Below are 24,881 nucleotides of genomic sequence, written 5' to 3'. Positions count from 1 at the left end.
CTTTGCTTTGAAAGGAATGACTTACAGAACGGAAAGCCACAGCCTTATTGATTAATAAGCATCAGCCTTAACACCTATCGTATTAGTTGCGACGTTATCTATCTCATCTTCGTAGGCAGGATCAGCTTTAACCACGCCAAAAGCATTGCCGTTATTATTAGCAATACTATGCAATAGCGTGGTGAGAGCGTCGACTGGTGAGCTGTCCGTATCGTCTAAGCCGTAAGCCTGGCGTTCTAGCATAATGAACTTGGTCATGATATCTGCTAAGTCTTTCATGACGCGCACATGGTTAGTTAGGGAGGTGACACGCTCGTATGCTTCCAGTGCGCTCGCATCAATCACCTCCGCCTGTAGCGCTGCAATGAACAAGTCTTCTAGGCGCTGGCGGTTGTCAGCACCTATTTGAGCTTTTAAGTCTTCAAACAGCATCATAGATAGCTGGCGAGCTTTACCAATATCTTCTCGGTGAGATATGCGAATACTAGCGGTAAGCTTGGCATTCTCCTCTACAGTAGTATTATCCATACTCTCTAAGCGTCCGACTTCACGCTTAACAGCATTTTCATTAACAATCTTATCTGCTTCTAATTTGATGCGTTTAGCAAGGTCACGCGACCAGCCATTACGCTTAGCTCTTGATCGTAGCGTACTGTCTTTAAGACCAAATTCTTTTGCTATTTGCGCGACTGTCTTAACGTTTGCACGATACGCAAGCTCAACGTTCTCCCAATCCACCTTAACTCTATTGCTCATCATGTACTCCAATGCCTTTGTATGTATGCATTTGACTACATTGAAGTGCGTTAAGTCGAACCTTATGAGGGTAAATTTGCACGATTACATGACTATATCTGGTCACGCATAATCGCTCTTAAGTCACTCAAAAGGCTTTTTATTGATGATGGTTACTTTATATAACTAAGCCGCTAGTGAGAGCGCGCGCTACTCAAATGCACTGTGGTAATGGTATTTACGAAGCGATGATTAGATCAGAAAGGTCAAAGTATTGGCTAGTAACTTTATAAATTTCGGAGTACTTTTAATATTAAATCAAGCAAGGGAAGATTCAGTCATGCGGAAGGTATTTATTGCTGCTGGTTATATATTAATAGCTTTAAAATTAATATGCATGCCAGCACAGGCGAGTTCTGATGGAGACTATAGAGAGTCTGTACAAGTGCAGCAGTACGAAGATGAGGATGATCTTAGTATTTTCGAGCTAGCACTAATAGCAGCCTGTGTTGTAGGAGCATCTTATTGGCTAAGATTTAAGTAACATCTATAATATATAACTAATGTTCATAATTATTAGACATGAGGTAAGTGGAGAGAATATACTTCTTGTATCAAAGCTGTACTAGGGCAGGACCGGTCATGAGTAGCATTATAGTTTTTGGACTTAGCTTCGCAGCGTTAGTCATCATCGTTGTATCATTCTGGTACTTATTCCAAACTATTCGAATCATGTGGGGATATAGCTTTTTATTGGCTATTGCAGCAGTACTATTTAGTCCTTTGGTTCATATTGTTTTTTATTTTATTCCTAAAGATGGATTTGACCAGTATGAGAGAGGATTGTTCAAGAAGTACTTTTTATCTATTGCTGCGCTAATGATATTAGGGGTCGTTGTATCTATCGTCATACCTTCTATCATTGGAGAAGATCAAACTAGTGAGATGACTAGTGAGGTTGATACTAGCCAGCCTTGGGAGTGGGACATACGTGCTGAGAACCAAGAAGAAGTACTAGCACTCATCGATAACGATTCCAATGATGATAAAGCGGCCGAACTGCACTTCGAGGCTATTTATCAAGCTCATCCTGATGCAGATAAAGTTATGGAAAGTCCTGAGTTTGAAGGTTGGGTGCAGGGCAAGCCTGAAGCAGAGCAGGATGATATTGCAAGAATTTTAAAAGAAGGTACAGCAGCAGAAGTAATTTATATTTTCAGCACTTTCAAAAAGATTTGAAGAGTTATAGGGCTTATGAGTATCAAGCTAAACGTGATAATGCACATGCCATAACGCAAAGAGAATATGAGGAAAAGCAAAGCCGTGATCTAGAGGCTATGAAGTCTAGTAGCCAAAAATACTATGAGGCTCAACGTACGGAACAGATTGCAGAATACGTCGTAGCTAATCGTGCACCTCCACTACCAGCTGTGCAAGAAATTTCTACTAAGCCTACATCAAGCTATTCAGTACCAAAACCAAGCGTATCATCTACACCTGGTCAAATTGTTAATTGCGATGGGGCTGGTTGCTGGGACACCAATGGCACAAGATATAATAAGGGTGCAGGTGACACTTATTTTCCCTCTACGGGTGGCGTATGTCAGAACGTTGGTGGCCAGATGAACTGTAGTTAAATTATACTTCTATGAAAATAATGTTCACATATAAAAAGGCCCTACAGTAAATGTAGAGCCTAAGCTAATAGCTAGCATGTCACGCTGAAGGTTTTTATTATCAGACGTTCACCTAATGGGTAAGGGGCGACAATATTTATATAATAGCGACGAATACTTTGTTAGCATCTTTCAAAGTGAAAGGTACTATGCAGGATTGCTGGCAGGTAGCAGTTTTTGCAGCTCTCTAATTTCTCGACGCATCTCTTTGGTTTGTAAATCCATTTTAGCAGTCGTCAGCGCTGCATGGTGACCTATTTCAATATTGCTGTACTGCATTGCATCTGCTGCCATCAAACTACCTACTACACGAGCCTCCTTGGGCGTCAACGTCCAAACATCATCGCCAATATCAATTTTAACTGTACCACAGGGGAGAACGATCTTACTGATGATACGTGCTTGATCATGAGTGACAACCGGTAAATAGACACCACGTTGAATACGATAAATTAATCCATCATTAATCAAAGAGGTTAGTTTCTCGTCAATCATTGCAAGCGATAAGTCGATCACACCTGATAACGTCTCACGAGTGACTGACTGCTCCTGATTATTCAAGTCAATAATCGCATCTAAAACCATCTGTTTATTTGTTACGCGCATACAATTACCCTTAAAATTGTTATAATCGTTATGCGTGATAACATTGCACTGTTACTTGCCAGCTTAAGCACTCATGCGACCAACATGGGTGCTTTTTATTATGTCTTTATTCTATTGGCATGCTCACGGTAGGGCCGGTTATGCTGATTAATCAAGAGTGACTACTCCCATATTCTGGTATGTCGTCCAAGTCATTCATTATTGGTATGTAATTAGCAAAGCGTGAATACTGACCTTCAAAGCCCAGTCTTACGGTGCCAGTCGGTCCGTTTCTACTCTTAGCCAAAATAATTTCTGCTGAACCATCAAGCTTGGCGCTACCGCCCTTCTCTTTCTGCTCGTAGTAGTCATTACGGTAAATGAAAGTGATAAGGTCAGCGTCTTGCTCAATCGTGCCTGAATCGCGTAGATCGGACATGATAGGGCGCTTATTTGGGCGCTTCTCAACATCACGGCTCAACTGGGACAGTAGAAATATAGGGCAACCAAACTCATGCCCCAATGCTTTTAGCGTTCGTGTGACCTTGCCGATATTATCAATCTTGTACTGACCATCAAGCCCGCCCATTATCTGCAGGTAATCAATACCAATCGCAGATAGCTTGCCGCCAGCCTCACGCTTGATGCGGTTCAAGTGGGTGCGTATCTTCGCAATGCTGATGTCTTTTTCATCTACGATGGTTAAAGGCATGCTCTCTTGGTCTGAGACAAACCGCTGCATTTGTGCCCACTCATCCACACTTAGCTGACCTTTCCTGATAGCAGTAAGATCAACCTTAGCCTCAGCGCTGGCAAGCCTGTCCATGACCTGCTCCTGTGGCATCTCTACGCTAAAGAATACCGCTTCACCTTCTCGGTACTTGGCAATATGTGACAGCCAGTTCATAACTAAAGCTGTCTTACCCATTGAAGGGCGAGCGGCGACCACGACCAAGTTGCCAGCATCAATCATCATCAAGTTATCAAGCTCTGGGAAGCCGGTAGAGATGAAGTTGTTAACGCCATCCCTAGCAGCTGCGATACGTTCAATCATTCCACCCATCAAGTCGCCTACACGAGAGCAGCTGTTGTCAGTGTCACCCACTTCAAGGTTGGCAATAGCACTTATAACCTCGTTGTTAACCTCAATAGTCTGATTGTCGCCCTCTTCAAGCTTTTGTATGCCGTACATCATCTGAGCAATAGACTGCCTACGAATTGAACGGCTTTTCACTAACTGGGCATGATTACGCAAACTACTGAAAGCAATGCTCGGCACCAAGTTCATTTGAGCAAAGTAACCGGCTGGGCAACATTCTTCATTGAGCTGGTTACGCTCTTCGAGAAGATCCGCCACCATAACCTCGTCATAAGGCTTGCTGTCCATTGCCAAATCACTGATTGCTTGATAGATAACCTGATGCCTTGCGGCTTCAAAGTCTTGGGCAATAACAACGTCGCTGACTATATCGAACGCACCCTCTTTGCCAAGCAGCTGCGTAAGTACGCACTGCTCAACTTGGATAAATCTCTTTTGATTATTAATCATCGGGCGGCTCCTGCAATCTGAATGTCTGACGTTTGAGTTCTATAGCTACCCCAGTCGCAATGCATCACCAATAGGTTCTGCTGTAATCGGTCCCACGCTCTATCGCCCAAGAACTCACGTAGGCCCCTAATGTCCATATTGGTGGTTATGACGGTCGGCGCTCGGTTGTAACGTAAGGCGATTATCTGGGCAATGCGCGCGCGGTCTTTTTCGTGACCGTCGCCCGCTCCCAAGTCGTCAATAATCAACAACTCATTTGCAGCAAGCTCCTGAAGGTAATCATATTCACTCACCTGGTAATTACCCCAATGGCCTCTTGCTTGTGCGCCAATATCAAAAGACGTTATCAACTCACAAGTGTGATCATAAAAGTCTTGCTGGTTGTAGCTTTTAAACTCACTTGGCAGCGCCTGCTCTTTGACTAAGTAATGATTGACCGCGATTGCATTGGCCAACATCGTCTTACCTGTACCAGTAGGCCCAAGAATAACGATGTTGCGCGAGCGACCGTCGATAGCCTTACTATATTGCTGCAGCTGGGCAATCTTGGCACGCTGGTCATCACCCTTTACTGAGTCATACCGCCATTCGCTGAATCGCCCCATATTCGCGCTCACACCCTTGCTTTTCATTTTAGCTAGCATTAACGCTCTCATGATGCCGCGGTCGGTTTTAAGGCGCTCCTCGTTGTCACGTACGCGCCTATCTTCGTTACACTGGCAGCAGTTAACTTTACCCGCTATCTCCCTATGAGCTGTCTGGCCATGTATGTCACAGTCAGCCAATACCTCACGCATAACCGTCGTTCCTAACTCAATCCGCGATAACTCTTTAATAATTTTCATGAAGTGCTCCTGCTCTGCTCGATAGCCCATCCAAAGGGTCATAATCTGGATCTTCATACTTGGCATTGACATTCATATTGCTGTAGGACGGGTTTGGCTGCTGATTGGCATTCGGTTCATCAACAATGATGTCGTCTAGCCAGCCTTTGCCGTTCAGATAAGTCATAGGGTCTTTACGAAACTTCTTAACTGGTTTTGAAGCGACGTATGCTGGCAAGTGCTGCATGATCTGCTCACGTACCTTGGCGCTAAGAGATTTCCACTTAGCCTCGCATTTATCTTTAGCTACTGACTTGGCATATGTCTTCCAGAAGACATCAAAAGGAATGTTCAGGGATTTTTCATCATCGCCATTAGTATTGGTTACTGGTTCTTGGTTAGTGGTTATTGGTTCTATTTTAGTCGTGCCACTTGCGTCAACGAGACGTTCCTGAGACGTTCCTGAGACGTTCTCTTTTTGCGGAACTGTCTTAGCATTACCTAACTGGCAATTCTGAGCATGTAGTTCACGCAAGGCCTGCATTTTGATATTAAATTCAGGTACTATCCCTATAGCTCGTAGGTCTGCAAACATATTTCGTTTATCGTCTCTATACCTCTGCTTACGAGAATTAGCGTTTTCTTGCTTTTTAGCAGCGTCTTTATCTTTTGATCTGTAGATAGCAATTTCTCTATCGCAGCGGCTATTCATATAAAGCCCATCTTCTTCTTCAAAAAATTCATTAAGAACAATATCCAGTGCGGTCTTCTCTTCGTCACTGTGACAAAGTAAGCGTCTCTGGAGACGTTCCAAGTCCGTTCCATCTAAAGGACTCTCTGTGTCATAGTACAAATCAATACAGTCACGATAGATGGAACGCTCAATACGTGTTAGATGTCTAGTAGCATTATTAAAGTCAGATGAGTGAAATGGATAAAAACGCATTACACACCTCCTTTAGCTGCAGGCTTACGCAGTCGATTAGATGCTATAATTCCAACTATTGTGCTATTATAATTTTCATAGTGTTCCATTACTGACCTGAATGATGTCAGCTTATCTGCTAGTCCTTGCCCTGGAGTTAGCACGAAAGTTATCAGTTCCAAGAAGCCTGAGCTAATTGCTTGGGCTTTTTTGTGATTGTTCGTTTTATGCAGTAGGGTAGTCATCGCTTCCTCCCTGTTTGCTTATTTGCTTAAGGTCTTGCTTGGAAGGCTGGCGAGTAGCGCGGTACTTTTTGAAGTAGCTTTTACGCTTTGCATGACGGCGACTTTGCTTCGATGGGTAGCTATTTTTCACAATACCACCTCCTGTTCTTGGTTCAGGCCAGCCAAATCATCTTCTGAATACTGCTGGAAATCTTCTGCTAAATATTGACCAAGATCGGCAAGCTTTTGCGCCTTTTGAGTATCACCATTTTTAATATCAGCCTTGATGGTAGCGAACAGCGCGTCGAACCATGAAAAACGTTGTATCTCCACCTCTTTAGCGAAAATGGTGTTGGTTACTGCTTGATTAAGTGCTTCCATGCTATTCACCCACCTTTGCAAATTTTGATTGCACCATCGCTTCGTTGATGGCATCCAATTGATGAACAAGCAGTTTTACCCGTCTTTCAGCGGCATCACATGATAAGCGTGCCACAGACAAAGTCTGATTAGGGCTGAGCTCACGTTGATGAATAAGGTTTAAAATATTACCTATATCATTTAGCACGTTAATCGCGCCGCTAATATCGCACGCAATATCAGAGAGCATAATCGTAGGTAGTATGATTACCTCGTCATCATCTATTTTGGTTATATCAAGTACTTTGCGCTGACTGGACGTGCTGATAGGTGCTTTTTGGATTGATGCGGACATATTACTCTCCTACCTTATTGAAATTGGTAAGAGCTAATATCTCGTTCATTTTCTTCACTTGCGTATAGAGTATTTCTGACCATGTGTCAGCTGCAGTTTGTGTTAACCGCGCTAAAGATTTAGCCTCTTCTTGGCGGATTTTGCCTCTGTAAATGAGTCCAAGCAAGGATGAAATATCATCCAGTACTTCGGCCGCTCCATGCACCTCACTAGTGTTATTAGATAACTTGAATGACTGGAGTAGAACAACCTCGTCGTCACTAATATCAGTCGTGTCTATTACTGTGCGCTGGCTTGACTGGGTGATAGAGGTGTTGCCGTATAGCGTATTAATTGCCTGCTGGTTGGCTGAGGTGTTATGGAACAATGAGGGCTGACGGTCGCCTGTTTCATCGTCAGACGCCTTAATAAAAAACCCCTGAGCATCGTAATATAAATAACTGCCATCGTAAGCAAGTGCTAATTCGTCACGCTTGCCATATGGGTCAGCAGTCAGTTCAAAAGGTTGATTGCTTAATGATGGACACAGCACAACATCACCAATAGCAAAAACAGCTTGGTTGGTAGTTAGTGTAGGGGTGGTAGTTTTTGAGGTAGTGCGGATTGAATTACCCATTACGGATAGCTCCTGAACATTTAGTTAGTTTGTTGCCGCCCACAAAAAGGGTGACAGGTTATTAACTACCGTGTTCAGACGGCGGGGCTTATTTCCCACAAGGGGTATTTTATTCGGCCCACTTAACCCGTCATAGATGTTCGCACCGATGGTATCGGTACTATATTTATGACTTGTCTGCAGTGCAGAAATATTCGTATTTATGTCATTGGTAAATCGCTGATAGTTAGTCAGACAAATTTTGGACATAAAAATAGCCAGGGAATGACGGCTTGGCTTTGCCGCTGAACAATTAGTAGTAAGACCATAATAGCGCTTGTTATCATCTATTGTAAAGAGTTGTTTTTCAATATTTTTGGACGCTAAGAAATCACTTGAAAATGGGTAATCGCCCCTGTTACATCCTTTTTTTCAACATCTAAAAGCAGGCGAAATTTAATAGTTTCTTCTAACTTAGCGACCGTAATCATAATATGCTTAATAAGACTCAAATTCTTATCATTTAGACTCGAATTTTGGCTATTTACACTCAAATTAGTGCCATTTAGACTCAAATTCATAACATGAATATTTTTTAGGTTAGTTTTCATATTATTTATCATTGCTAGCTGCCTCCATATCAGTATTACGTGTAACAGCATCATTAACTTTCTCAGCAGTATTACTCTGATCAATAGTAGTTGAAGAATGATCTTCGCTATCTAACCAATAGTTGCTAAATCTCTTACCGTCACGCACGACTATTTTGCTTTTTATAAGTAGCCCTGCATTTCTTAATTCGTGAATTCTCTGAGCTAAACAAGTAATATTGTATTGCTTATAAGCTTGCCAAGTTGATATGCACTTGCCAGCAAGCAAGTGAGCTTTGATAATATCGTTCTGTGTTTTTAAAGGTGTCTGCCGTGGAGTAGCCATCATTATGCTCCCTGCCCAAGTTGGCTTTCAGCTTCATCAACATCAGTTGATGGTTGATGCTTTTCTAGCCATGACAATAAGTCGGCATTTTTAAACAGAAGAATACCGTGGATGTTTGTAGGTTTAGGGAACTTGCCAGCTTTCCACCATCGACGCAAAGTCTGATGATGAACGCCGACAATAGTAGCGGCTGGCTTGATACGAGTTTGCCCGTTAAGGTGTAACTCTGCGGTGGTTTGGGGGTTGTCTGATATATGTAGCATGTTGCTAACTCCTATTATGTGCCGTTGACTGGCGTTATCAGTGTTAGCAATTTAGCTTTTTACCCAGTAGGTCAGGTAAGTGAGGTAAACAAAAAAATACCTTAGGTAAGCTACCTAAGGTATATATAAATCAACAACTTATCATAAAATTATTTTTTAACTTCTTTACTGCGTTTTGTTCCAAAATCCTTAAGTGGCGTCGCGATTTCTCTAATGCGGTCTATACTTCTTTGATCGGCCTTGGTTGTTTCAGCATCATAATTTGTGAATCTCGATATCCAATTGTCAGCTCTACCCGTATGTGAATTACCACCAACTTTGTCATGAATGTATAAATCAATCCATAATTTAGCAGCATTTTTCAAATCAGGGGCGTGGTGTTCATAGCTCTCATCAAAGATGATTTGCAATACATCTTCATCTGGTTTACTAGATTTTTGATGTAAATTTCTATTAGCCTCATCTAAATCTCTTGAAAGCTCTTTAACCTTTCTTTGCGCTTCAGCTTCAGATAAAGTCATTTTTTCTAATGCGCTTTTAGTTTCATTGAGTTCTTTAGTTAACGATTGATATGCAAGCTGCTCATTACGATTAACCACTTCATGGTTATCTTGATAACTTCCAGTATGTTGGCTATTAGCAGCTTGATTAATTGGTTTTTGTTGAGCAATAAGCTCATCTAAACTATATCCGATATCAAGCAAATAATTTGTAAGATCCACCTTCTTGATAGTGGTTTTCTCAAGGTTTGGATATACTTTTGCTACATCGTTGTAAGGCTTAAAACTGTATGTGACAAGATTTACTCCTGTGGGTTGGCGATTAATCGCCATGGAGGAATATGTTTGCAACAACTGCTGAAATTTTTCAGGGTGACTTTCATTGTAATCAACCTCATTACTAATAGAGCTTTCTTTTTTACTAGTACTTATGTTTGACAGGTCTATCCCTAAAATAAGTGCGACTACTTGCGGCAAAGTGTATTCAGTCATGTAACTAGCAAGACTACCATTAGGTTTTATACTATTTTTCTCTTCTTTCGCTGGTACTGTTGATATGCTGCTATCTATGATTTTCTGCAGTTCGTTTACTTTATCTATAAGTATTTTGGTCGCATTTTGATAATAAACTGCAGTGTGAGAGCCTCCAATCATAGCGTCTCTATAGTTTAGAAATTCTTCGTCATCAAGACCTAGTTTCTCTATACATTTTAATGATAATAATTCTTCTATTTTCCAATAGTAAATCCAGTAGTCTTTTACACCATTTTCTAACAAAGTATTTTCTAAAAAACTCTCTGTAGGATCATCATCTTTATGACTATTATATTTGTGTGATAAAAATATAAATTCAGTTGATGAAATATCTTGCGTCAGATCAACAATTTCATAAGTATAAAAATCTAGTTTCAAGAAATCTTCACATCCTATTAAGTACTCTGCTACCTTTGTTGAAGTTTCTTTTGTAAATAACTCTAATAACTCTATGAAATCAAAAAAGGAGATAAGCCCTTCACATTCAGCTGGGTCAAGATATTCATCCTCATCATTTTCTGTCAAATCATCAAAAAAACCCACAATTCACACCCCTACACCCTTGAGTTGGAAGAGGTGCAAGGCAGTGACAGCATAAGGGTGTGAATAGCTGTCGTTCGGGTAATTAGTCCTAGCCTTGCATGGTCGTTATCGCATGGCGTCACCCATGCTTTTGTACTTGTTGTTTAAAGCTGGCATGAATGACGTTATCAAACTTGCCTACCTTGATATTATCTAAATAGTTCGCCCAGTCCGTCATCATGCGCGTTCGTTCAGGTACAGCCTGCATACGGTTGTAAGCCTTGCCGTACTTATTAAGCATTTGATGCCCTAGCTGTATCTCTGTTAGCAGCTCGTCATAGCCTAATCGTTCCATCAGCATAGTTTTTGCGCTAGCACGAAACCCATGCGGCGTGTGGACCTCTTTATAACCCCTGCCTTCGTAATTGACGCCAATGCCGCCGCTGTTCATAGATGGATCGTTCAATACCTTGTTTACTAACTGTGGGTCTTGGTAAGGGCCTTTCTTACGTTTGGGATTGTGGAATACATAACCATGGCTGCCCGTTAATGACTGCATTTGCTCTATGATTGCTATTGCTTGCGGTGCAAGTGGTATAACTAAACTTTCTACCATGTCCTCACGACGCTGTCCTTTCTGAGGCTTAAACGCCCATTGCTTAGCGTTTAGGTCGATGTCTGCCCACTTCATAGCGCATATATCACCTACACGTGCAAAGGTAAGCGTTAGTAGTTTTAATATTGGTTTGTTGTACACATGCTTATCACCTAGCCCGTCGATATCTCTTAATAGGACAGCAAAATCTTTGGGGTCTGTTAACGAAGCGTGGTGCTTAGTTCTGGTCGGCTTCAATGCTTTAGCGCCTGATAACTGCGTTACCGGGTTATATTCAATGAGCCCCTTCAAAACAGCATGCGCAAATATTCGCTGCGCCATGTGCTTAACACGATTCCCTTTATGGACATACTCTCTTTGTATGTCACGACATAAAGCTAGCACTTGCTGAGTAGTGATCTCACTAACGGGCAGCTTCCCAAATGCATCTGTTAGCGGTTTAAGGTAATTGTGGATGTTTCTTAAAGTGCTAGTTGCTGGCTGGTGGTCAGGGTTATTAGTCAATTCGCTTAGCCAATCATCGGAAACCGCTTGGAATGTATTATTGATAGCAGCGGTTTGTTTGGTTCGCTCATTATCGCGCTGCGTGATTGGGTCCAGCATATTGGCAAGCATACTCATATTATCGTTATGCACTCGTCTTGCCTGCTCAAGTGTCAGTGCTGGGTATTGCCCTAGCGTCATCTCCTTGCGCTTCCCTGTCATGGGATGCGTGTAACGATGTTGGAACTCAATACAACCACCTCTCATGCGCAGTCTCAAACCTTGATAACCACTAATGGTGTGATAGACACGCTTCTGTCCTTGCGCCTCTTTAATGGCTCTTTTAATCTGAGTATCAGTTGTTAATGATGCCATGACCGCATGCTCCTAGTCCTTATTTACCATGCTAAAAAGCTGACCACCAATCTGACCACCAATAATGTTGCTAATTGGTGGTCATTAATGATAATAAAGGATAACACACGTTAGCATTAGATTCATATAAATAAAGCCCTTAAGCTAACAAAGGATAACATGAGATAACACGATAAAGACCCCCTCTGTGGGCCTTTTTTTGCTTACGTTTTGCTAAATCCAGATATCGTTAAACGATGCAAAATAATGAGCATGGATATTACCCTTACTGTGTTTGCACGATGGCCTTAACAGTTTGCTGCGCTATTCGATAGCAGCTCTCAATATTACCTTTTGCACACCAGTCACCACTGACGATCCATTGCTTGGTTGCATCGATTAATATGCCTAGCTCTTCAGCATCCTTATTTACAATAGTAGCTGCATAGCGCCAACGATGACAATCTGTTTGGCTAGGTGCGCTGTCTTCATTCCAATTTAATGCTTGTTTTGCCGCCTGTAATAATTGTTTTTCGACTGACTCCATACCATCATCGACGTGGGCTTCTGACCAGTCATTACGTGCATGAATGGTGACACTTGGTAGTAGTTCACCATGTGCAGGTTTTTGATGCTCAACAAATATCCTATCAAGAATAGCGCTATTTAAATAAGCGACATCCCATTGCGGTGCTAGTTGGCCATTTAATGTTTCAGGTAGTTTTTGCACATCATTCCAACCAAGCATCAACGTATAGCAGGCTTGCATTTGCGGTTTAGTAATTTTGTCTTGTTGACTAAAGCCGCTATCTGCCATCAGCTCTACCGCCTGAACATTTGGCGCTGTGCAGATCACCCAATCAAACCAACCAAGACTGGCGCCAGTTTCGTCAAATAGCTCAGTTTGCTTGCTGTTTTGATTAAAAGTTTGGTTCTGAGACCGCTGCTGATTTTGAGACTGCAAATACTGAGCAAGCGGTGCGACACGAGTCTTAAATACTATGGTCGTGTGATTAAGCGCAGCGGCCAAATCACGGCCCCAACTGGTCATTTTCGGTGTGCTAATATAGCGGGCATGTATCGCATCCCATTGCTCTTTGCTGTGGATATCGGTCAGCTTGGCACGATCATTGGCTGGCGTTAATTCAACTACTTCGGCACACCATGGCTGTAGCAATCCAGTATCCAACCAAGGCGCGATAAACTGTTGAAAGTCAGCAGTTTTCGCAGTAAAAACTGCGCACCGAATGACCATTGCCAGTTTTTATCAGTTTTACTATCGCTGCGATAGCGGGTCGCTAAACGGCCTACACTACGTGACTTTTCAAAGATAGTGATTTGCGGGGTGTTAGATGACGAGCTTGAGTGGTTTGACGCGCGTTCTAATAGTGTTGCGGTGAGCAAACCCGTTAGGCCACCACCGATGATGGCGATCTTTGGGGCAGATAGAACAGTTGAGCACAAAGCATGATCAGTCATAATGACAGTAGACCTTATAAAGTATTTATGAGTCGCTACTATATTAATTATCTAGCCTAGTAAGTACCGAGTGGCTCGTCAATTAACATGGTAGCGATGTTGTCTTGTTAGTATTATTGAACCTTCAAAGTGACTCAATATCAATATCGTCTACGTAAAAAAGCCATGCTATTCTCGATAACATGGCTTTTATTTAACTTTGATATGCAAATATTAATGGCTAGTACTGAATAACTATCCTTAACAATACAGGGTCGTTAGCAGACTGACTTACTCTCCACGACCCGCTTTTACTTCTTCAACCAAGTCATTAATCACCGAGCTATCGGCAAGCGTAGATAGGTCGCCCAGTCCCACATATTGCCCTGCTGCAAGGTTACGCAAGATACGGCGCATGATTTTTCCTGAGCGCGTTTTTGGTAGTGCATCGACCATATAAATAGCATCTAACGTCGCAATTGGTCCAATCTCGGCACGCACATGGCGTTTTAATTCTGCTTTTAGATCGTCGGTCTTTTCTTCACCTGATTTTAGAATGATAAATGCACAGATACCTGTACCGCGTATCTCATGCGGCATACCGACAATCGCAGCTTCAGCAGTTGCAGGATGCGCAACCACGGCGCTCTCAATCTCTGCTGTACCCAAGCGATGCCCTGCAACGTTGAGTACATCGTCGACACGACCAGTAATCCAGTAATGCCCATCTTCATCACGCTGAGCGCCATCACCCGTGAAATAATGACCTGGATAATCGCTAAAGTAAGTCTTTAAGAAACGTGGATGGTCATTGTAGATAGTACGCATCTGCCCTGGCCAGCCGCTACTGATCACCAAATTGCCTTCTGCAGGGCCTTCTAAAATCGCACCATCACTATCGACGACTTCTGGTTTGACGCCATATAGTGGTGTCATTGCCGCGCCCGGTTTGAGATCGACCGTGCCTGGTATTGGTGCCATTAAGATGCCACCAGTCTCGGTCTGCCACCATGTATCGACGATAGGACATTTACCATCACCGACAACATTGTAGTACCAATCCCATGCTTCTGGGTTAATCGGCTCACCGACCGAACCTAGCAGACGCAAACTAGAACGGTCCGACTCTCGAACAAAAGCATCGCCCTCTTTCATCATCGCGCGAATGGCTGTCGGTGCAGTGTATAGGATAGTCACGTCATGCTTATCGATAATATGACCAATACGCGCCCATGTTGGATGCTCTGGCACACCTTCAAACATTACGGTCGTCGTACCATTGGCCAGTGGTGCATAGGTTGAGTACGTGTGGCCAGTAATCCAGCCCACATCTGCCGTACACCAATAGACGTCATCTTCTTTAATATCAAACACATCACGGAACGTTGAGATAGCATAGGTGATATAGCCGCCTGTAGTATGCACTACACCTTTTGGCTTACCAGTAGAGCCAGAGGTATATAACAAGAATAGCGGGTCTTCGGCATTCATGACTTCAGGCTCGCAGATCTCTGATTGACCATCGACCAAATTGTGATACCACACATCACGGCGCCCACTCATCGGTATAGAGTTACCCGTACGATGAACGACAATGACTTTTTCGACACTCTCAGTGCCATCCATGTCGAGTGCGTGATCGACATTGGCTTTGAGCGATGTGTGCTTGCCGCCGCGTAAACCTTCGTCAGCGGTAATAACAACTTTTGAGCGACTGTCTATCAAGCGATTACCCAAACTCTCGGCAGAAAAACCACCAAACACCACTGAATGTACCGCACCGATACGCGCACATGCCAGCATCGCTACCATGGCTTCCGGTATCATCGGCATATATAGCGTTACGCGGTCACCTTTTACAACGCCAAGCTTGCGCAATGAATTACCTAAGCGGCAGACAGCTTCGTGCAATTCTTTAAAAGAAATAATTTTGTGCAATGAAGGGTGATCACCTTCCCAGATAATAGCGGGCTTATATGGGTTTTCTTCGAGGTGACGATCGAGACAGTTGACTGAGATATTTAGCTCACCATCTTCAAACCATTTGATGTGAAAATCATCTAAGTCATAATTGACGTTACTGACCTTAGTCGGTTTTTTTATCCAGTCGATTAGCTCAGCACGCTTCGCCCAAAAAGCATCAATTGCTTCGGCTGATTCGATAGATTGCTGGTAGTCTGTAAGGTACTTATCAGGTGTGGTATTAGCAGCAGCCATAAACTCGGCTGAGATAGGAAATGATTTCTGAGTCATAGTGTTGGGTCCCTTTTAATTATTATGACCTACACGGATAAACGTCTATGACGCGCCCCATGTAAGCGATAAGAGTCATCTTCCATAATGTGTGACACTCATCGTTAGTTTGACAAATAAGCGTGACGGTTGCAAGACATCAAAAGCCAAACATAACAATTTCACTGTACATCTGTATGTTTAGATAATTATATTAGTACTTATACTGGTACGTATAATGCTATTTATAGGGGCAGCTATCATAACGATAGTACTAAAATGACAGCTGGTTGTGATCACACGGTAACAGCGTATGGCTTAGGGCATTTAATCCTTGTAACCTTTAGTGAAATATGGACAATAGCTACACTAAACATACTGCTTCATTTAACAAAATGTCAGCCGCGTTTTTAATAAAAACAATGCTTGGCCTGGTTATACTTTTTTCACCCCATCGTTTTACGAGACCGCAATGACTAATCAACGCAATGCACAAAACCATACTCACTATGATGTCGTTATTATTGGTGCTGGCGCTTCAGGGTTGTACTGTGCACTGACTGCCGGACGGCGCGGTCGCCGCGTATTGGTTTTGGATCATGCCAATAAAGCTGGTAAAAAGATTTTGATGTCAGGTGGTGGTCGCTGCAACTTTACCAATTACTTTGTAGAGCCTGAGCACTTTATTGGTGCCAATCCCCACTTCTGCAAATCAGCGCTAAGTCGTTACCCAAGTTGGGAGTTTATCGGCATGGTAGAGTCGCATAAGATTGCCTACCATGAACGCGAACACGGTCAGCTGTTCTGTGACGACTCGGCTCAAGATATCTTGTCTATGCTGCTAGATGAATGCACGGCTGTAGGCGTACAAGTAAAGCTTAATGCTCAGATTGATCATGTTAAAACTGCTGCTCATGATAAAGGCGAACGCTTTTATCTAACGACGAGCAAAAAGCTTGGTAAAAAAGATATTGTGAGCGGCACTCAGTCCGCGCAAACACGCTATAGCTGTGAGTCTTTAGTTGTCGCTACTGGTGGCCTGTCTATCCCGACCATGGGAGCAAGTGGTATCGGCTATGAGTTGGCACAGCAGTTCGGGCATACGCTCGTACCTACTGATGCCAGTCTCGTGCCGTTTACCTTCACTGATAAAACAGGCGATCTTATCCGTGCCTTGGCTGGTATCAGTCTGCCAGTTATTGCCAGTAACGAGCGTATCTCTTTTAAATTGCCCGTCCTATTTACCCATCGCGGTCTCTCTGGCCCTGCCATGTTACAGCTCTCCAACTATTGGCAGACTGGCGAAACCATCAGTATCAATCTGTTGCCTGAGATAGACGTCACTGAGCTTTTACTTGCTCGCAAAAAGTCACATCCACGCCAGCTTATTCGTACCGTATTGGCAGAAAACACAGATAATGCATTACCCAAGAAGCTATTAGCAGCACTACAGACGCATCTGTGGGAAGACATCAAAGATACGGAGCTTGCTAACATTAAAGACGAACGTCTCACAGAGCTTGGTATTACCCTTAATGGTTGGCAGCTCAAACCTTCTGGCACGGAAGGCTACCGTACCGCTGAGGTCACACGCGGCGGCGTCAAAACTGATGAGGTTTCTTCAAAAACGATGCAAAGCAATTTACAAGACGGCTTATACTTTATCGGTGAAGTGCTTGATGTGACCGGCTGGCTTGGTGGTTATAATTTTCAGTGGGCATGGGCAAGTGGTTTTGTGAGTGGTGAGACCGTCTAATCATGGACACTTATAAGTGTTTAACATTTGCTTAATCGCTGCTGACAGCACTAGGAATGAAATAGTAATAAAAACTCATACAATCCACTCTTATATTCATAGTAGTATTACTTAATAATAGCTTTTCTATTGATAGTAATTCTAATTAGACTAATGAGGTGACCCATGCGTTCAATTAAACACATTCACGGTGAAAAAGAGTCGCACTGGGTAGGTGACGGCTTTTTTGTAAAAACTCTGATCAGTCATTTAGATGACAATCCAGACCTTAATTATAGCCATACTGATCCTTTCTTATTATTAGATTATGCCAAGCCAACAACGTTTTCACCCAATCCCTCTTATAAAATGCAGCCACATGGCGTTGGTCAACACCCACATAAAGGTTTTGAAACTGTCACCATTGCTTATGCAGGTGAGATTAGTCATGTAGATTCGACAGGTGGGCGCGGTGATATTTTAGAAGGTGATGTACAGTGGATGACTGCTGGTCGCGGTATTCTGCACGAAGAGTTCCACTCTGAAGCCTTTGGGCAACGTGGTGGTATATTTAGTATGGTGCAGTTATGGGTCAACTTGCCAAGCACCCATAAACTGACCGACCCAAAATACCAATCTATCAAACGTGCTGATATGCCTATCGTTGATCTGATAGACAATGGCGACGAGCAAACTGTCATTGGCCAAGCTGCCATCATTGCCGGTGACTGGCATGGGATAGCGGGCGCAGCAACGACCTTTACGCCAGTCAATATGTGGGATATTGAGCTACATACAGCAGGTACAACCTCGCTACAAGTACCGAAAACGCACAATACCCTACTCCTGGTACAAGAAGGTCAAATATTGGTTAACGGTACAGCCGTCAGCGCAGGCAGCCTAATTGAATTTTCAGCGCCTATTCGAAATCATGTAGGCACTCAATCTGAACATTCATCATTACCTGCTACTGATACTATCGAATTGACCTACCCTGCAACTACCGATGAAGACACACCTATCAAATTGCTACTGCTAAGCGGCGAGCCAATCGGTGAACCTATCGCAGGTCACGGCCCCTTTGTGATGAATACCCAAGATGAGCTACGACAAACGTTCCGTGATTATCAAACAGGCAACTTCGGCAAATAATCAAAATCTCTGCGTAAAAAAAGCCCTCTAACTATCGATAGTCAAAGGGCTTTTTTATAACGCGTTTGTCTGCCTATTCAGTGATACTGACGGATGGATAATTGCTTACACTTCATTCATAAACGGATAATCAGTGTAGCCAACCGTGCTGCCACCATAGAAGCTCTCTGGATGCTGCTCGTTGAGCGGTGCGTCCTCTTGAATACGTTCAGCGAGATCAGGGTTGGCAATATAATCACGACCGAATGCTACCGCATCGATATAGCCTGCTTTGATGTTCTTCTCAGCTTTGTCCGCATCATAGCCACCCGCCGCGATGATGGTCTGATCGAACGCATCACGGACACGCTGACGGAACTCATCGCTATACGGCGTACCACCTGCCCAATCTGGCTCTGACAGATGCAAATACATTAGACCACGCTTATTGATTTGTTCAATCAGCCAAATGTTATCGTCTTCTTCGTAGCCTCCCTCAACATTGTTGAATGTGCCCAGTGGCGAGATACGAATACCAATATGATCTGCATCCCAAGCATCCACACATGCATCGATAACATCTAAGGTCAGACGCGCGCGGTTTTCGCGGCTGCCACCGTATTCATCGTCACGCTGATTGGTATGCTCGGCCCAAAACTGATGCAGCAAATAACCATGCGCGCCATGAATCTCAATACCATCAAACCCCGCTTCCTGCGCGCACTTGGTTGCATGCGCAAAGTCAGTAACCACTTGCTGAATCTCATCAAGACTGGCTGGGCGCGGCGGCGTGGCATCCGCGCGAATGGCTTGGTTGTCACTATCACGCAATGAGGTACGGATACCTACATCGACATCTGAGGCTGAAATTGGCGCACGGCGTTCAGGTTGTACGCTCTCATGTGAGACAAGTCCTGTGTGCCATAGCTGGACGACGATCTTGCCACCTTTGGCATGGACATTGTCAACGATGGCTTTCCATGCAGTGACTTGATCTTGAGTATGTAGCCCTGGTGCGCCTGCATAGCCTTTTGCTTGAAACGATACTTGCGTCGCTTCAGTGATGACAAGGCCCGCCCCTGCACGCTGCGAGTAGTACTCTGCTGCCCATGTGATAGGGACATCGCCTGGCTCAACGGCACGCAGACGTGTCAGTGGGGCCATCATAATGCGGTTTTTTAGCGTTTGTGTGCCCATTTTTACAGGCTCAAATAAAATATCGTGTGCCATAATCTGTCCTATTGGTTATTGTCGCTATTTATGATCTTTAGTTATAGCAACCATCAATCATACTAATTATTATCGCATGCTGTTTAGAAAAACTTATAATATCATTAGTAAATCTACGTTTAGCGCCTACCTTTATAGGGGACAGATTTCATTATTCCAAGCAATATTTACAAACAGATACAGTAATATTCACCTATACAAATATTCGTATTTATTTACTACGAAGACTGTTTACTAAGCCTTAAATACTGTTCGTCTGAGTCTTGTCTTTCGGCTTTAGCATTTTCTTAATTGACAGCTCTAGTGACAAATACGTGCCGATCAATATCACAATCGAACCAATGATGGCTTGTATATTTAGCGCCTCGCCAAGCAATAGATAGCCCAAAATAATCGCAAAAATTGGGATGACTAAAGTAATACTGGTGGCGCGCGTCGGGCCAATATTTTTAATCAGCTGATTCATAAAAATAAGGGCAATGGCGGTCGAAAATACACCGATACAGATCACGGATACCCACGCCTTTATGCTGATATCTTTACCATAAGGGAACTCATTAAAAGCCACAGGCAGCATAATAATACTACCGATAATGAGCGAGCCTGCAGTGATAGCGACTGGCGATACTTCGTACAGATAGTTCTTGGTGATGTTGGCCCCAAGCGCATAACCTACACAGGCTAGTAGCGCGTAGCCCATCGGCAATAGCCCTTCGATCAATCCTTTGCCTGGCTCGCCGCCACCAAACAAGCTTTCGCTCATCAGTATGATTACCCCGATCACCCCGATCACCAAACCTAGTGCTTGTTTTTTGATAGCCTATCTTTAAAAAGACTCTGGCGATAAAACCACTCATCATCGGCACAGAGGCATTTAGTACGGCTAGCACGCCTGCGTTCACTGACTGCGCGGAAAACGAGAACAACACAAAAGGCAGCGCTGCTGAAAACAAGCCAACGAGCGCTAGCATTTTCCAATGCTCCTTGATGCCTACTCTGTTTTTCTTATTGAGCAATACAAAGACCAACATGACCAATCCGGCGAATATCACACGCAAGCTGGCGAATGCCAATGAGCCAAACTCAGGCACGCCAATACGATAAAAAACGAAAGAGAGTGACCACATAAAAGAGAGCGTCACAAAGATGATGAGGTCACGGTTGGTCATTGGGTAATCCTATTAAGCGCTTAGACTGCGTTTACCAACTCGTGTCGGTCATAAGCGTCTGATGCGTTGTAAAAATTATCATGTGATTAAAAACTCATGATGATAACTTTTTAATTGTTTGATGGGTAATTTTTTATAAAATTTATAGTGAGTTTTTATCCATTTATTGATTTTTTAGCACAGTTTTAAGGTTTTCACCTTTTGATAATTTATAAATCTGGACAAATCCTTTTCATTAAGCAGCATATAGCAAGCAGCGCTGATCCTATATTTCTTATACTTTAGCCTATCCCAGCGCCTTTCTATTCACATACCAAAGAACTCCAAAGTCATCCTTAAGTAAGTCATCCGTTCAATACCTATAAAAATAAATTTATGGTCATAGCAAATCCTTCTTATAGTACTACCCTATAACAGCTACTCTTAATAATACTGATGATAAAAGTAGCTCTGATAAATCAATTCAAGTTTTACTTAAAATATATTAGTTGATATTTGTTTACTAATTTTCTACTATCTACAAGGTATTGGTTAGTATTTGGCAATACAAAAAATAGATGGCAAACATCATTAGTAGGATTTACAAATTATTGAGGAATGATTATGAAAAGGATAGCGTTATTTATCGGTATGATGTCAGTTGCAACGGCAGGTTTTTGCGGGGTTGGTCAGTTCTCAGATGAGACCACTTGCTATGTTTATAAGCAAGATAAACTGCAAAAAAGCTAAACTGTCAGTATGAGGGCGCTGAGGGTGCAGCGATGAGTTATAGTTTTAGGCAGGTCTCCTATAACCTGCCAGGGTTTGGCAAAATGGCAACATCCACCAGTGCAAACTATAATGACCGTAATGAAGTGACTGGATGGACGACCACCGTCAATGACGAGCCAGCGATTATCAGATATCGTCTGCCAACCAATCAGCGTATCGTCAGCGAGGCGTATGCGCAGTCTGGTAAAGCGGTTATGCAATGTTATCTTAGTACAAAATCGCAGTGGGAAATCTGTGCTAAATAGAGCAGAGTACTCTAGCAATTTATAGTGCAATAAAGCTGAGTGTTTTGCTTGGCTTTTATTGCCGCCCGCTAAAAACTGAAGCATCAACCTTAGCGCCCTCTTCTATAAAATTTTCTCACCGTTTTTTCTATATACTCAATGTCTTCACCACTGTCAAAGCCACTGATAAGATCGCTCCCTCTATTCGACAGCCATTGAATTACAAACCTACATCGGTAAGAATGATGCTACCTATTTATAAAACCTACTCACCAACCCAGTTTATTAAAGAGTCAAATACATGAAACTGCGCATCCTAAAGTCTGCTGTGACCAATCCTTGGTTTAATCTTGCCACCGAGGATTGGATATTTAATACGCTCAATCCCGACTCGCATACCCTATTTTTATGGCGTAACTCTGAGACCGTGGTTATTGGACGCTCGCAAAACCCATGGGTAGAGTGCAAAACCGACAAAATGGAAGCAGACGATGTGTTTTTAGCACGGCGTCAGAGCGGCGGCGGCGCTGTGTTCCATGACTTGGGTAATACCAATTTTACTTTTTTATCGCCCAGTGATGCTTACGACCAAGAAGCAAACTTCACTATCATCATCAATGCGCTTAAGAAACTCGGCATAGACGCTACGCTGTCTGGTCGCAACGACATGCAGGTAGGCGACCGCAAAATATCGGGCAGCGCATTTAGACATGCAGCCGATCGCAGCTTTCATCATGGCACATTGCTGGTCAATGCCAATATGCAAAAGCTTGGCGATTATCTAAACCCGCATCCGCTAAAGCTTAAAGCAAAAGGCATCAAATCTGTGCGCGCTCGCGTAGCAAACTTAGTAGATTTTAATGAGGCTATCAATCACGAGACCTTGTCTGATGCGATTATCGAGGCGTTTTGTGAGTATTATGGGGAGACTGCGTCAGTTGAGCAGCTGGATGAAGCCAGCCTTGCCAAGCAGCCAACGCTAAACGCTTACTATCAGCAAATGGCTGACTGGGATTGGCGCTTTGGCAAGACGCCTGAGTTCACTCATCATATCGAGACGCGCTTTGATTGGGGCATGATGGATGTACATATGGATGTGAAGCAAGCGATGATTACCGAAGTTGTCATCTTCTCTGATGCGCTAAATGTTGAGCTCATCGATTTGCTTAAGAAAACATTGACTGGCATTAAATATAATAAGCCTGAGATTAAAAATAAGCTCGATGAGTTAGCAAAAGCGCAACCTGAATTGGCGGCTCAGGTGGGTGATTTTGAGCAGTGGTTAGTTGGCGAGATGGAAGGTTAAGATTTTGCGACGTCAGATTTAATCTAGCAAGTATTGCAAAGTGTGCCGCTTGCCCTGCTTGGTAAAAAGTTACTGACACAAATGCGCTGTATATAGTTAATGGTATTGATATCACACGTACGCCATCTGAGATTTTGTATATTAATGATGCATAAAAAGCACCCTGCCATTACTCCATTTTTTGTTAATAATCAATATTAAGGTATTTTCATGAAGTACTTACATGCAATGATTAGAACCAACAAACTAGAAGAAACGTTATTTTTCTATTGTGACCTTATGGGCTTACAACTGCTAAGAAAGAGAGACTCTGAATCAGGCAGATTCAGCTTGTATTTTGTAGCAACGCATGAGGGTGCACCAGAAATTGAGGTGACACACAACTGGGATGAAAAAGAGTATACCAATGGCGATAATTTTGGGCACTTTGCCTTTAGAGTCGACAACATATACGCACAGTGCGACACCTTTATACAGGCAGGGGTCGAGATATTAAGACCGCCAAGAGATGGCCATATGGCTTTTGTTAAAGACCCTAATAATATCTCAATTGAGCTGCTACAAAATGGCGAAGACTTAGAACCTATTGAGCCTTGGATTTCGATGGAAAATATTGGCAGTTGGTAAATGAGTGAGGCTAGTTAGTTGGGCTAGGATGGATGGACTGATTCGTTTTTTGCAGATAATGATGACACGTATATCACAGTTATAGATTTCTTAAAATACAATCAAGCTCTAAAAAATGAGGGTGATATGAAAAAGTTATACATCACTACAATCGGTATTTTAGGCACTTGCTTACTTTCCACTTATGCAAACTCAGCAAGTTTTGATTGCAATAAGGCTGCTAGCTGGGTAGAAAAAACCGTTTGCGAAAGCTCTGAGCTTTCTAAGCTTGATGACACAATGGCGAAGAAATATAAAAGCCATTTTAGTGCTGCTCCTGAGTATGAAGACAGCAAAGCTTTTAAAGATAGGTTCATTGCTAATCAACGCACATGGCTTAGGTTTCAGCGTAATACCTGTAAAAGTGAAGAATGTCTGATACGCGAGTATAAAGAGTATATCGAAGAGCAAAGCAGTTACGGTGTGGCTTGGAATTTTTCAGATGAGTTAAGTCCTTCTGATTTACCGAGTAAAAATGCCTTTGGTAAGTTTTCTCAAATCTCTCAAATCTCAATATATAATTCAGGTACTCAACGCTGGGAGGATACAGGAGAGGCGAAAAACACGGTATCGATTCATAGTATCGCTAATAAACCTTATCTTTCTATTATCGAGGGCGTTTTGATTTTTACCAATGCTCATACTTGTGATTTAGGAGAGAGTAAGGCCGTATGGTCACAGAATCATTGGGTCATCAACGATGATCAATCAGATAAAAACGTTGAGCTACGCTTATATCCAGCACTTCATAAGGGTAAAACTCAATTATTATTAAGAGATATGGATGATCAATATAGAAGACTGCATTGTGGTATGCGAGGGTATTTTGACGGGATTATATTAGGGCGTGAGTAAGTAAACAACACCTCTCGATTCTCTCGAAATAAACATAAGTTGAACTGAAGATCTAATTTAATAAGTCA

At 42.8% G+C, this 24,881-nt stretch carries 29 protein-coding genes and 1 pseudogene; 10 read left to right on the top strand and 20 right to left on the bottom strand.

What is annotated here, in order from left to right; genetic code table 11:
- Positions 1-51 precede the first annotated feature (51 nt).
- A complete protein-coding gene (locus ACOBWA_RS01255) occupies positions 52-759 on the bottom strand; it encodes a hypothetical protein (RefSeq protein ID WP_420229990.1) in 708 nt (235 codons plus the stop codon).
- Positions 760-1,009: 250 nt separating this feature from the next.
- Here ACOBWA_RS01255 and ACOBWA_RS01250 point away from each other — a divergent pair, with 250 nt between their 5' ends.
- From ACOBWA_RS01250 to ACOBWA_RS01240, 3 genes are all read left to right on the top strand, one after another.
- Positions 1,010-1,279, top strand: a complete 270-nt coding sequence (locus ACOBWA_RS01250; protein ID WP_420229989.1) for a hypothetical protein — start codon at positions 1,010-1,012, stop codon at positions 1,277-1,279.
- Positions 1,280-1,377: 98 nt separating this feature from the next.
- Positions 1,378-1,974, top strand: a complete 597-nt coding sequence (locus ACOBWA_RS01245; protein WP_420229988.1) for a hypothetical protein — start codon at positions 1,378-1,380, stop codon at positions 1,972-1,974.
- Positions 1,971-2,372 carry a hypothetical protein gene (locus ACOBWA_RS01240; protein ID WP_420229987.1) on the top strand — a complete coding sequence of 134 codons (402 nt, stop codon included), beginning with the start codon at positions 1,971-1,973 and terminating at the stop codon, positions 2,370-2,372. Before ACOBWA_RS01245 ends, ACOBWA_RS01240 begins: the two co-directional genes overlap by 4 nt.
- 186 nt (positions 2,373-2,558) lie before the next feature.
- Here the strand turns inward: ACOBWA_RS01240 and ACOBWA_RS01235 are convergent, their stop codons facing one another.
- The 16 genes from ACOBWA_RS01235 to acs form a co-directional block, all read right to left on the bottom strand.
- Entirely contained in the window at positions 2,559-3,017 is a 459-nt protein-coding gene (locus ACOBWA_RS01235) for a hypothetical protein (protein ID WP_420229986.1), read from the bottom strand.
- 151 nt (positions 3,018-3,168) lie between these two features.
- Positions 3,169-4,545, bottom strand: a complete 1,377-nt coding sequence (locus tag ACOBWA_RS01230; RefSeq protein ID WP_420229985.1) for a replicative DNA helicase — start codon at positions 4,543-4,545, stop codon at positions 3,169-3,171.
- Positions 4,542-5,390, bottom strand: a complete 849-nt coding sequence (locus ACOBWA_RS01225) for an ATP-binding protein (RefSeq protein WP_420229984.1) — start codon at positions 5,388-5,390, stop codon at positions 4,542-4,544. Before ACOBWA_RS01225 ends, ACOBWA_RS01230 begins: the two co-directional genes overlap by 4 nt.
- Positions 5,377-6,315, bottom strand: coding sequence for a YdaU family protein (locus ACOBWA_RS01220; protein WP_420229983.1), 939 nt, complete (start codon positions 6,313-6,315; stop codon positions 5,377-5,379). The genes ACOBWA_RS01225 and ACOBWA_RS01220 overlap by 14 nt, the downstream gene beginning before the upstream one ends.
- A 204-nt stretch (positions 6,316-6,519) precedes the next feature.
- Complete coding sequence (locus tag ACOBWA_RS01215; RefSeq protein WP_420229982.1) at positions 6,520-6,669, bottom strand: hypothetical protein; 150 nt, start codon at positions 6,667-6,669, stop codon at positions 6,520-6,522.
- Positions 6,666-6,899: a hypothetical protein gene (locus ACOBWA_RS01210; RefSeq protein WP_420229981.1), complete on the bottom strand. Its 234-nt coding sequence runs from the start codon at positions 6,897-6,899 to the stop codon at positions 6,666-6,668. The genes ACOBWA_RS01215 and ACOBWA_RS01210 overlap by 4 nt, the downstream gene beginning before the upstream one ends.
- A 1-nt stretch (position 6,900) precedes the next feature.
- Complete coding sequence (locus ACOBWA_RS01205) at positions 6,901-7,233, bottom strand: hypothetical protein (protein ID WP_420229980.1); 333 nt, start codon at positions 7,231-7,233, stop codon at positions 6,901-6,903.
- A gap of 1 nt (position 7,234) precedes the next feature.
- Complete coding sequence (locus ACOBWA_RS01200) at positions 7,235-7,849, bottom strand: hypothetical protein (RefSeq protein WP_420229979.1); 615 nt, start codon at positions 7,847-7,849, stop codon at positions 7,235-7,237.
- A 362-nt stretch (positions 7,850-8,211) separates the two neighbouring features.
- The gene (locus ACOBWA_RS01195) at positions 8,212-8,439 is read right to left on the bottom strand and encodes a hypothetical protein (protein ID WP_420229978.1); all 228 of its coding nucleotides are present in this window, start codon (positions 8,437-8,439) and stop codon (positions 8,212-8,214) included.
- 1 nt (position 8,440) lies between these two features.
- On the bottom strand, positions 8,441-8,767 hold the full coding sequence (locus tag ACOBWA_RS01190; protein WP_420229977.1) for a helix-turn-helix domain-containing protein: 327 nt from the start codon (positions 8,765-8,767) through the stop codon (positions 8,441-8,443).
- Positions 8,767-9,027, bottom strand: a complete 261-nt coding sequence (locus ACOBWA_RS01185) for a helix-turn-helix transcriptional regulator (protein WP_134292331.1) — start codon at positions 9,025-9,027, stop codon at positions 8,767-8,769. The genes ACOBWA_RS01190 and ACOBWA_RS01185 overlap by 1 nt, the downstream gene beginning before the upstream one ends.
- A gap of 149 nt (positions 9,028-9,176) precedes the next feature.
- The gene (locus ACOBWA_RS01180; RefSeq protein ID WP_420229976.1) at positions 9,177-10,604 is read right to left on the bottom strand and encodes a hypothetical protein; all 1,428 of its coding nucleotides are present in this window, start codon (positions 10,602-10,604) and stop codon (positions 9,177-9,179) included.
- Between the two features lie 118 nt (positions 10,605-10,722).
- Positions 10,723-12,057 carry a tyrosine-type recombinase/integrase gene (locus tag ACOBWA_RS01175; RefSeq protein ID WP_420229975.1) on the bottom strand — a complete coding sequence of 445 codons (1,335 nt, stop codon included), beginning with the start codon at positions 12,055-12,057 and terminating at the stop codon, positions 10,723-10,725.
- Between the two features lie 265 nt (positions 12,058-12,322).
- Positions 12,323-13,225 (bottom strand): NADP transhydrogenase subunit alpha, encoded by a 903-nt coding sequence (locus tag ACOBWA_RS01170; RefSeq protein ID WP_420229974.1) that lies wholly within the window; start codon positions 13,223-13,225, stop codon positions 12,323-12,325.
- Positions 13,186-13,515, bottom strand: coding sequence for an NAD(P)-binding protein (locus ACOBWA_RS01165; protein ID WP_420229973.1), 330 nt, complete (start codon positions 13,513-13,515; stop codon positions 13,186-13,188). Before ACOBWA_RS01165 ends, ACOBWA_RS01170 begins: the two co-directional genes overlap by 40 nt.
- Positions 13,516-13,785: 270 nt before the next feature.
- Positions 13,786-15,747, bottom strand: coding sequence for an acetate--CoA ligase (acs, locus tag ACOBWA_RS01160; protein WP_420229972.1), 1,962 nt, complete (start codon positions 15,745-15,747; stop codon positions 13,786-13,788).
- 451 nt (positions 15,748-16,198) lie between these two features.
- Between acs and ACOBWA_RS01155 the strand changes: the two genes are divergently transcribed.
- Both ACOBWA_RS01155 and ACOBWA_RS01150 read left to right on the top strand, forming a co-directional pair.
- Positions 16,199-17,482 carry an NAD(P)/FAD-dependent oxidoreductase gene (locus tag ACOBWA_RS01155; RefSeq protein WP_420229971.1) on the top strand — a complete coding sequence of 428 codons (1,284 nt, stop codon included), beginning with the start codon at positions 16,199-16,201 and terminating at the stop codon, positions 17,480-17,482.
- A gap of 165 nt (positions 17,483-17,647) precedes the next feature.
- Positions 17,648-18,613 (top strand): pirin family protein, encoded by a 966-nt coding sequence (locus ACOBWA_RS01150; RefSeq protein WP_420229970.1) that lies wholly within the window; start codon positions 17,648-17,650, stop codon positions 18,611-18,613.
- Positions 18,614-18,718: 105 nt separating this feature from the next.
- Here ACOBWA_RS01150 and ACOBWA_RS01145 read toward each other — a convergent pair whose 3' ends face one another.
- From ACOBWA_RS01145 to ACOBWA_RS01135, 3 genes and pseudogenes are all read right to left on the bottom strand, one after another.
- Positions 18,719-19,822 carry an alkene reductase gene (locus tag ACOBWA_RS01145; RefSeq protein WP_420229969.1) on the bottom strand — a complete coding sequence of 368 codons (1,104 nt, stop codon included), beginning with the start codon at positions 19,820-19,822 and terminating at the stop codon, positions 18,719-18,721.
- Between the two features lie 241 nt (positions 19,823-20,063).
- A complete protein-coding gene (locus ACOBWA_RS01140) occupies positions 20,064-20,615 on the bottom strand; it encodes a DMT family transporter (RefSeq protein ID WP_420230693.1) in 552 nt (183 codons plus the stop codon).
- 91 nt (positions 20,616-20,706) lie between these two features.
- A pseudogene (locus tag ACOBWA_RS01135) lies at positions 20,707-20,949 on the bottom strand (EamA family transporter); the annotation flags it as partial.
- Between the two features lie 645 nt (positions 20,950-21,594).
- Here ACOBWA_RS01135 and ACOBWA_RS01130 point away from each other — a divergent pair.
- From ACOBWA_RS01130 to ACOBWA_RS01110, 5 genes are all read left to right on the top strand, one after another.
- Entirely contained in the window at positions 21,595-21,720 is a 126-nt protein-coding gene (locus ACOBWA_RS01130; RefSeq protein WP_420229968.1) for a hypothetical protein, read from the top strand.
- Between the two features lie 32 nt (positions 21,721-21,752).
- Positions 21,753-22,007 (top strand): hypothetical protein, encoded by a 255-nt coding sequence (locus ACOBWA_RS01125; RefSeq protein WP_420229967.1) that lies wholly within the window; start codon positions 21,753-21,755, stop codon positions 22,005-22,007.
- 280 nt (positions 22,008-22,287) lie between these two features.
- A complete protein-coding gene (locus ACOBWA_RS01120) occupies positions 22,288-23,292 on the top strand; it encodes a lipoate--protein ligase (protein WP_420229966.1) in 1,005 nt (334 codons plus the stop codon).
- A 210-nt stretch (positions 23,293-23,502) separates the two neighbouring features.
- Positions 23,503-23,919 carry a VOC family protein gene (locus ACOBWA_RS01115; protein WP_420229965.1) on the top strand — a complete coding sequence of 139 codons (417 nt, stop codon included), beginning with the start codon at positions 23,503-23,505 and terminating at the stop codon, positions 23,917-23,919.
- A gap of 126 nt (positions 23,920-24,045) precedes the next feature.
- Positions 24,046-24,813 (top strand): lysozyme inhibitor LprI family protein, encoded by a 768-nt coding sequence (locus ACOBWA_RS01110; RefSeq protein ID WP_420229964.1) that lies wholly within the window; start codon positions 24,046-24,048, stop codon positions 24,811-24,813.
- The last annotated feature ends 68 nt before the right edge of the window (positions 24,814-24,881 follow it).

Origin of the sequence: Psychrobacter sp. ER1 (assembly GCF_048631835.1) — a bacterium.
Taxonomy (GTDB): domain Bacteria; phylum Pseudomonadota; class Gammaproteobacteria; order Pseudomonadales; family Moraxellaceae; genus Psychrobacter.
This window is presented reverse-complemented; position numbering and strand designations above follow the sequence as displayed.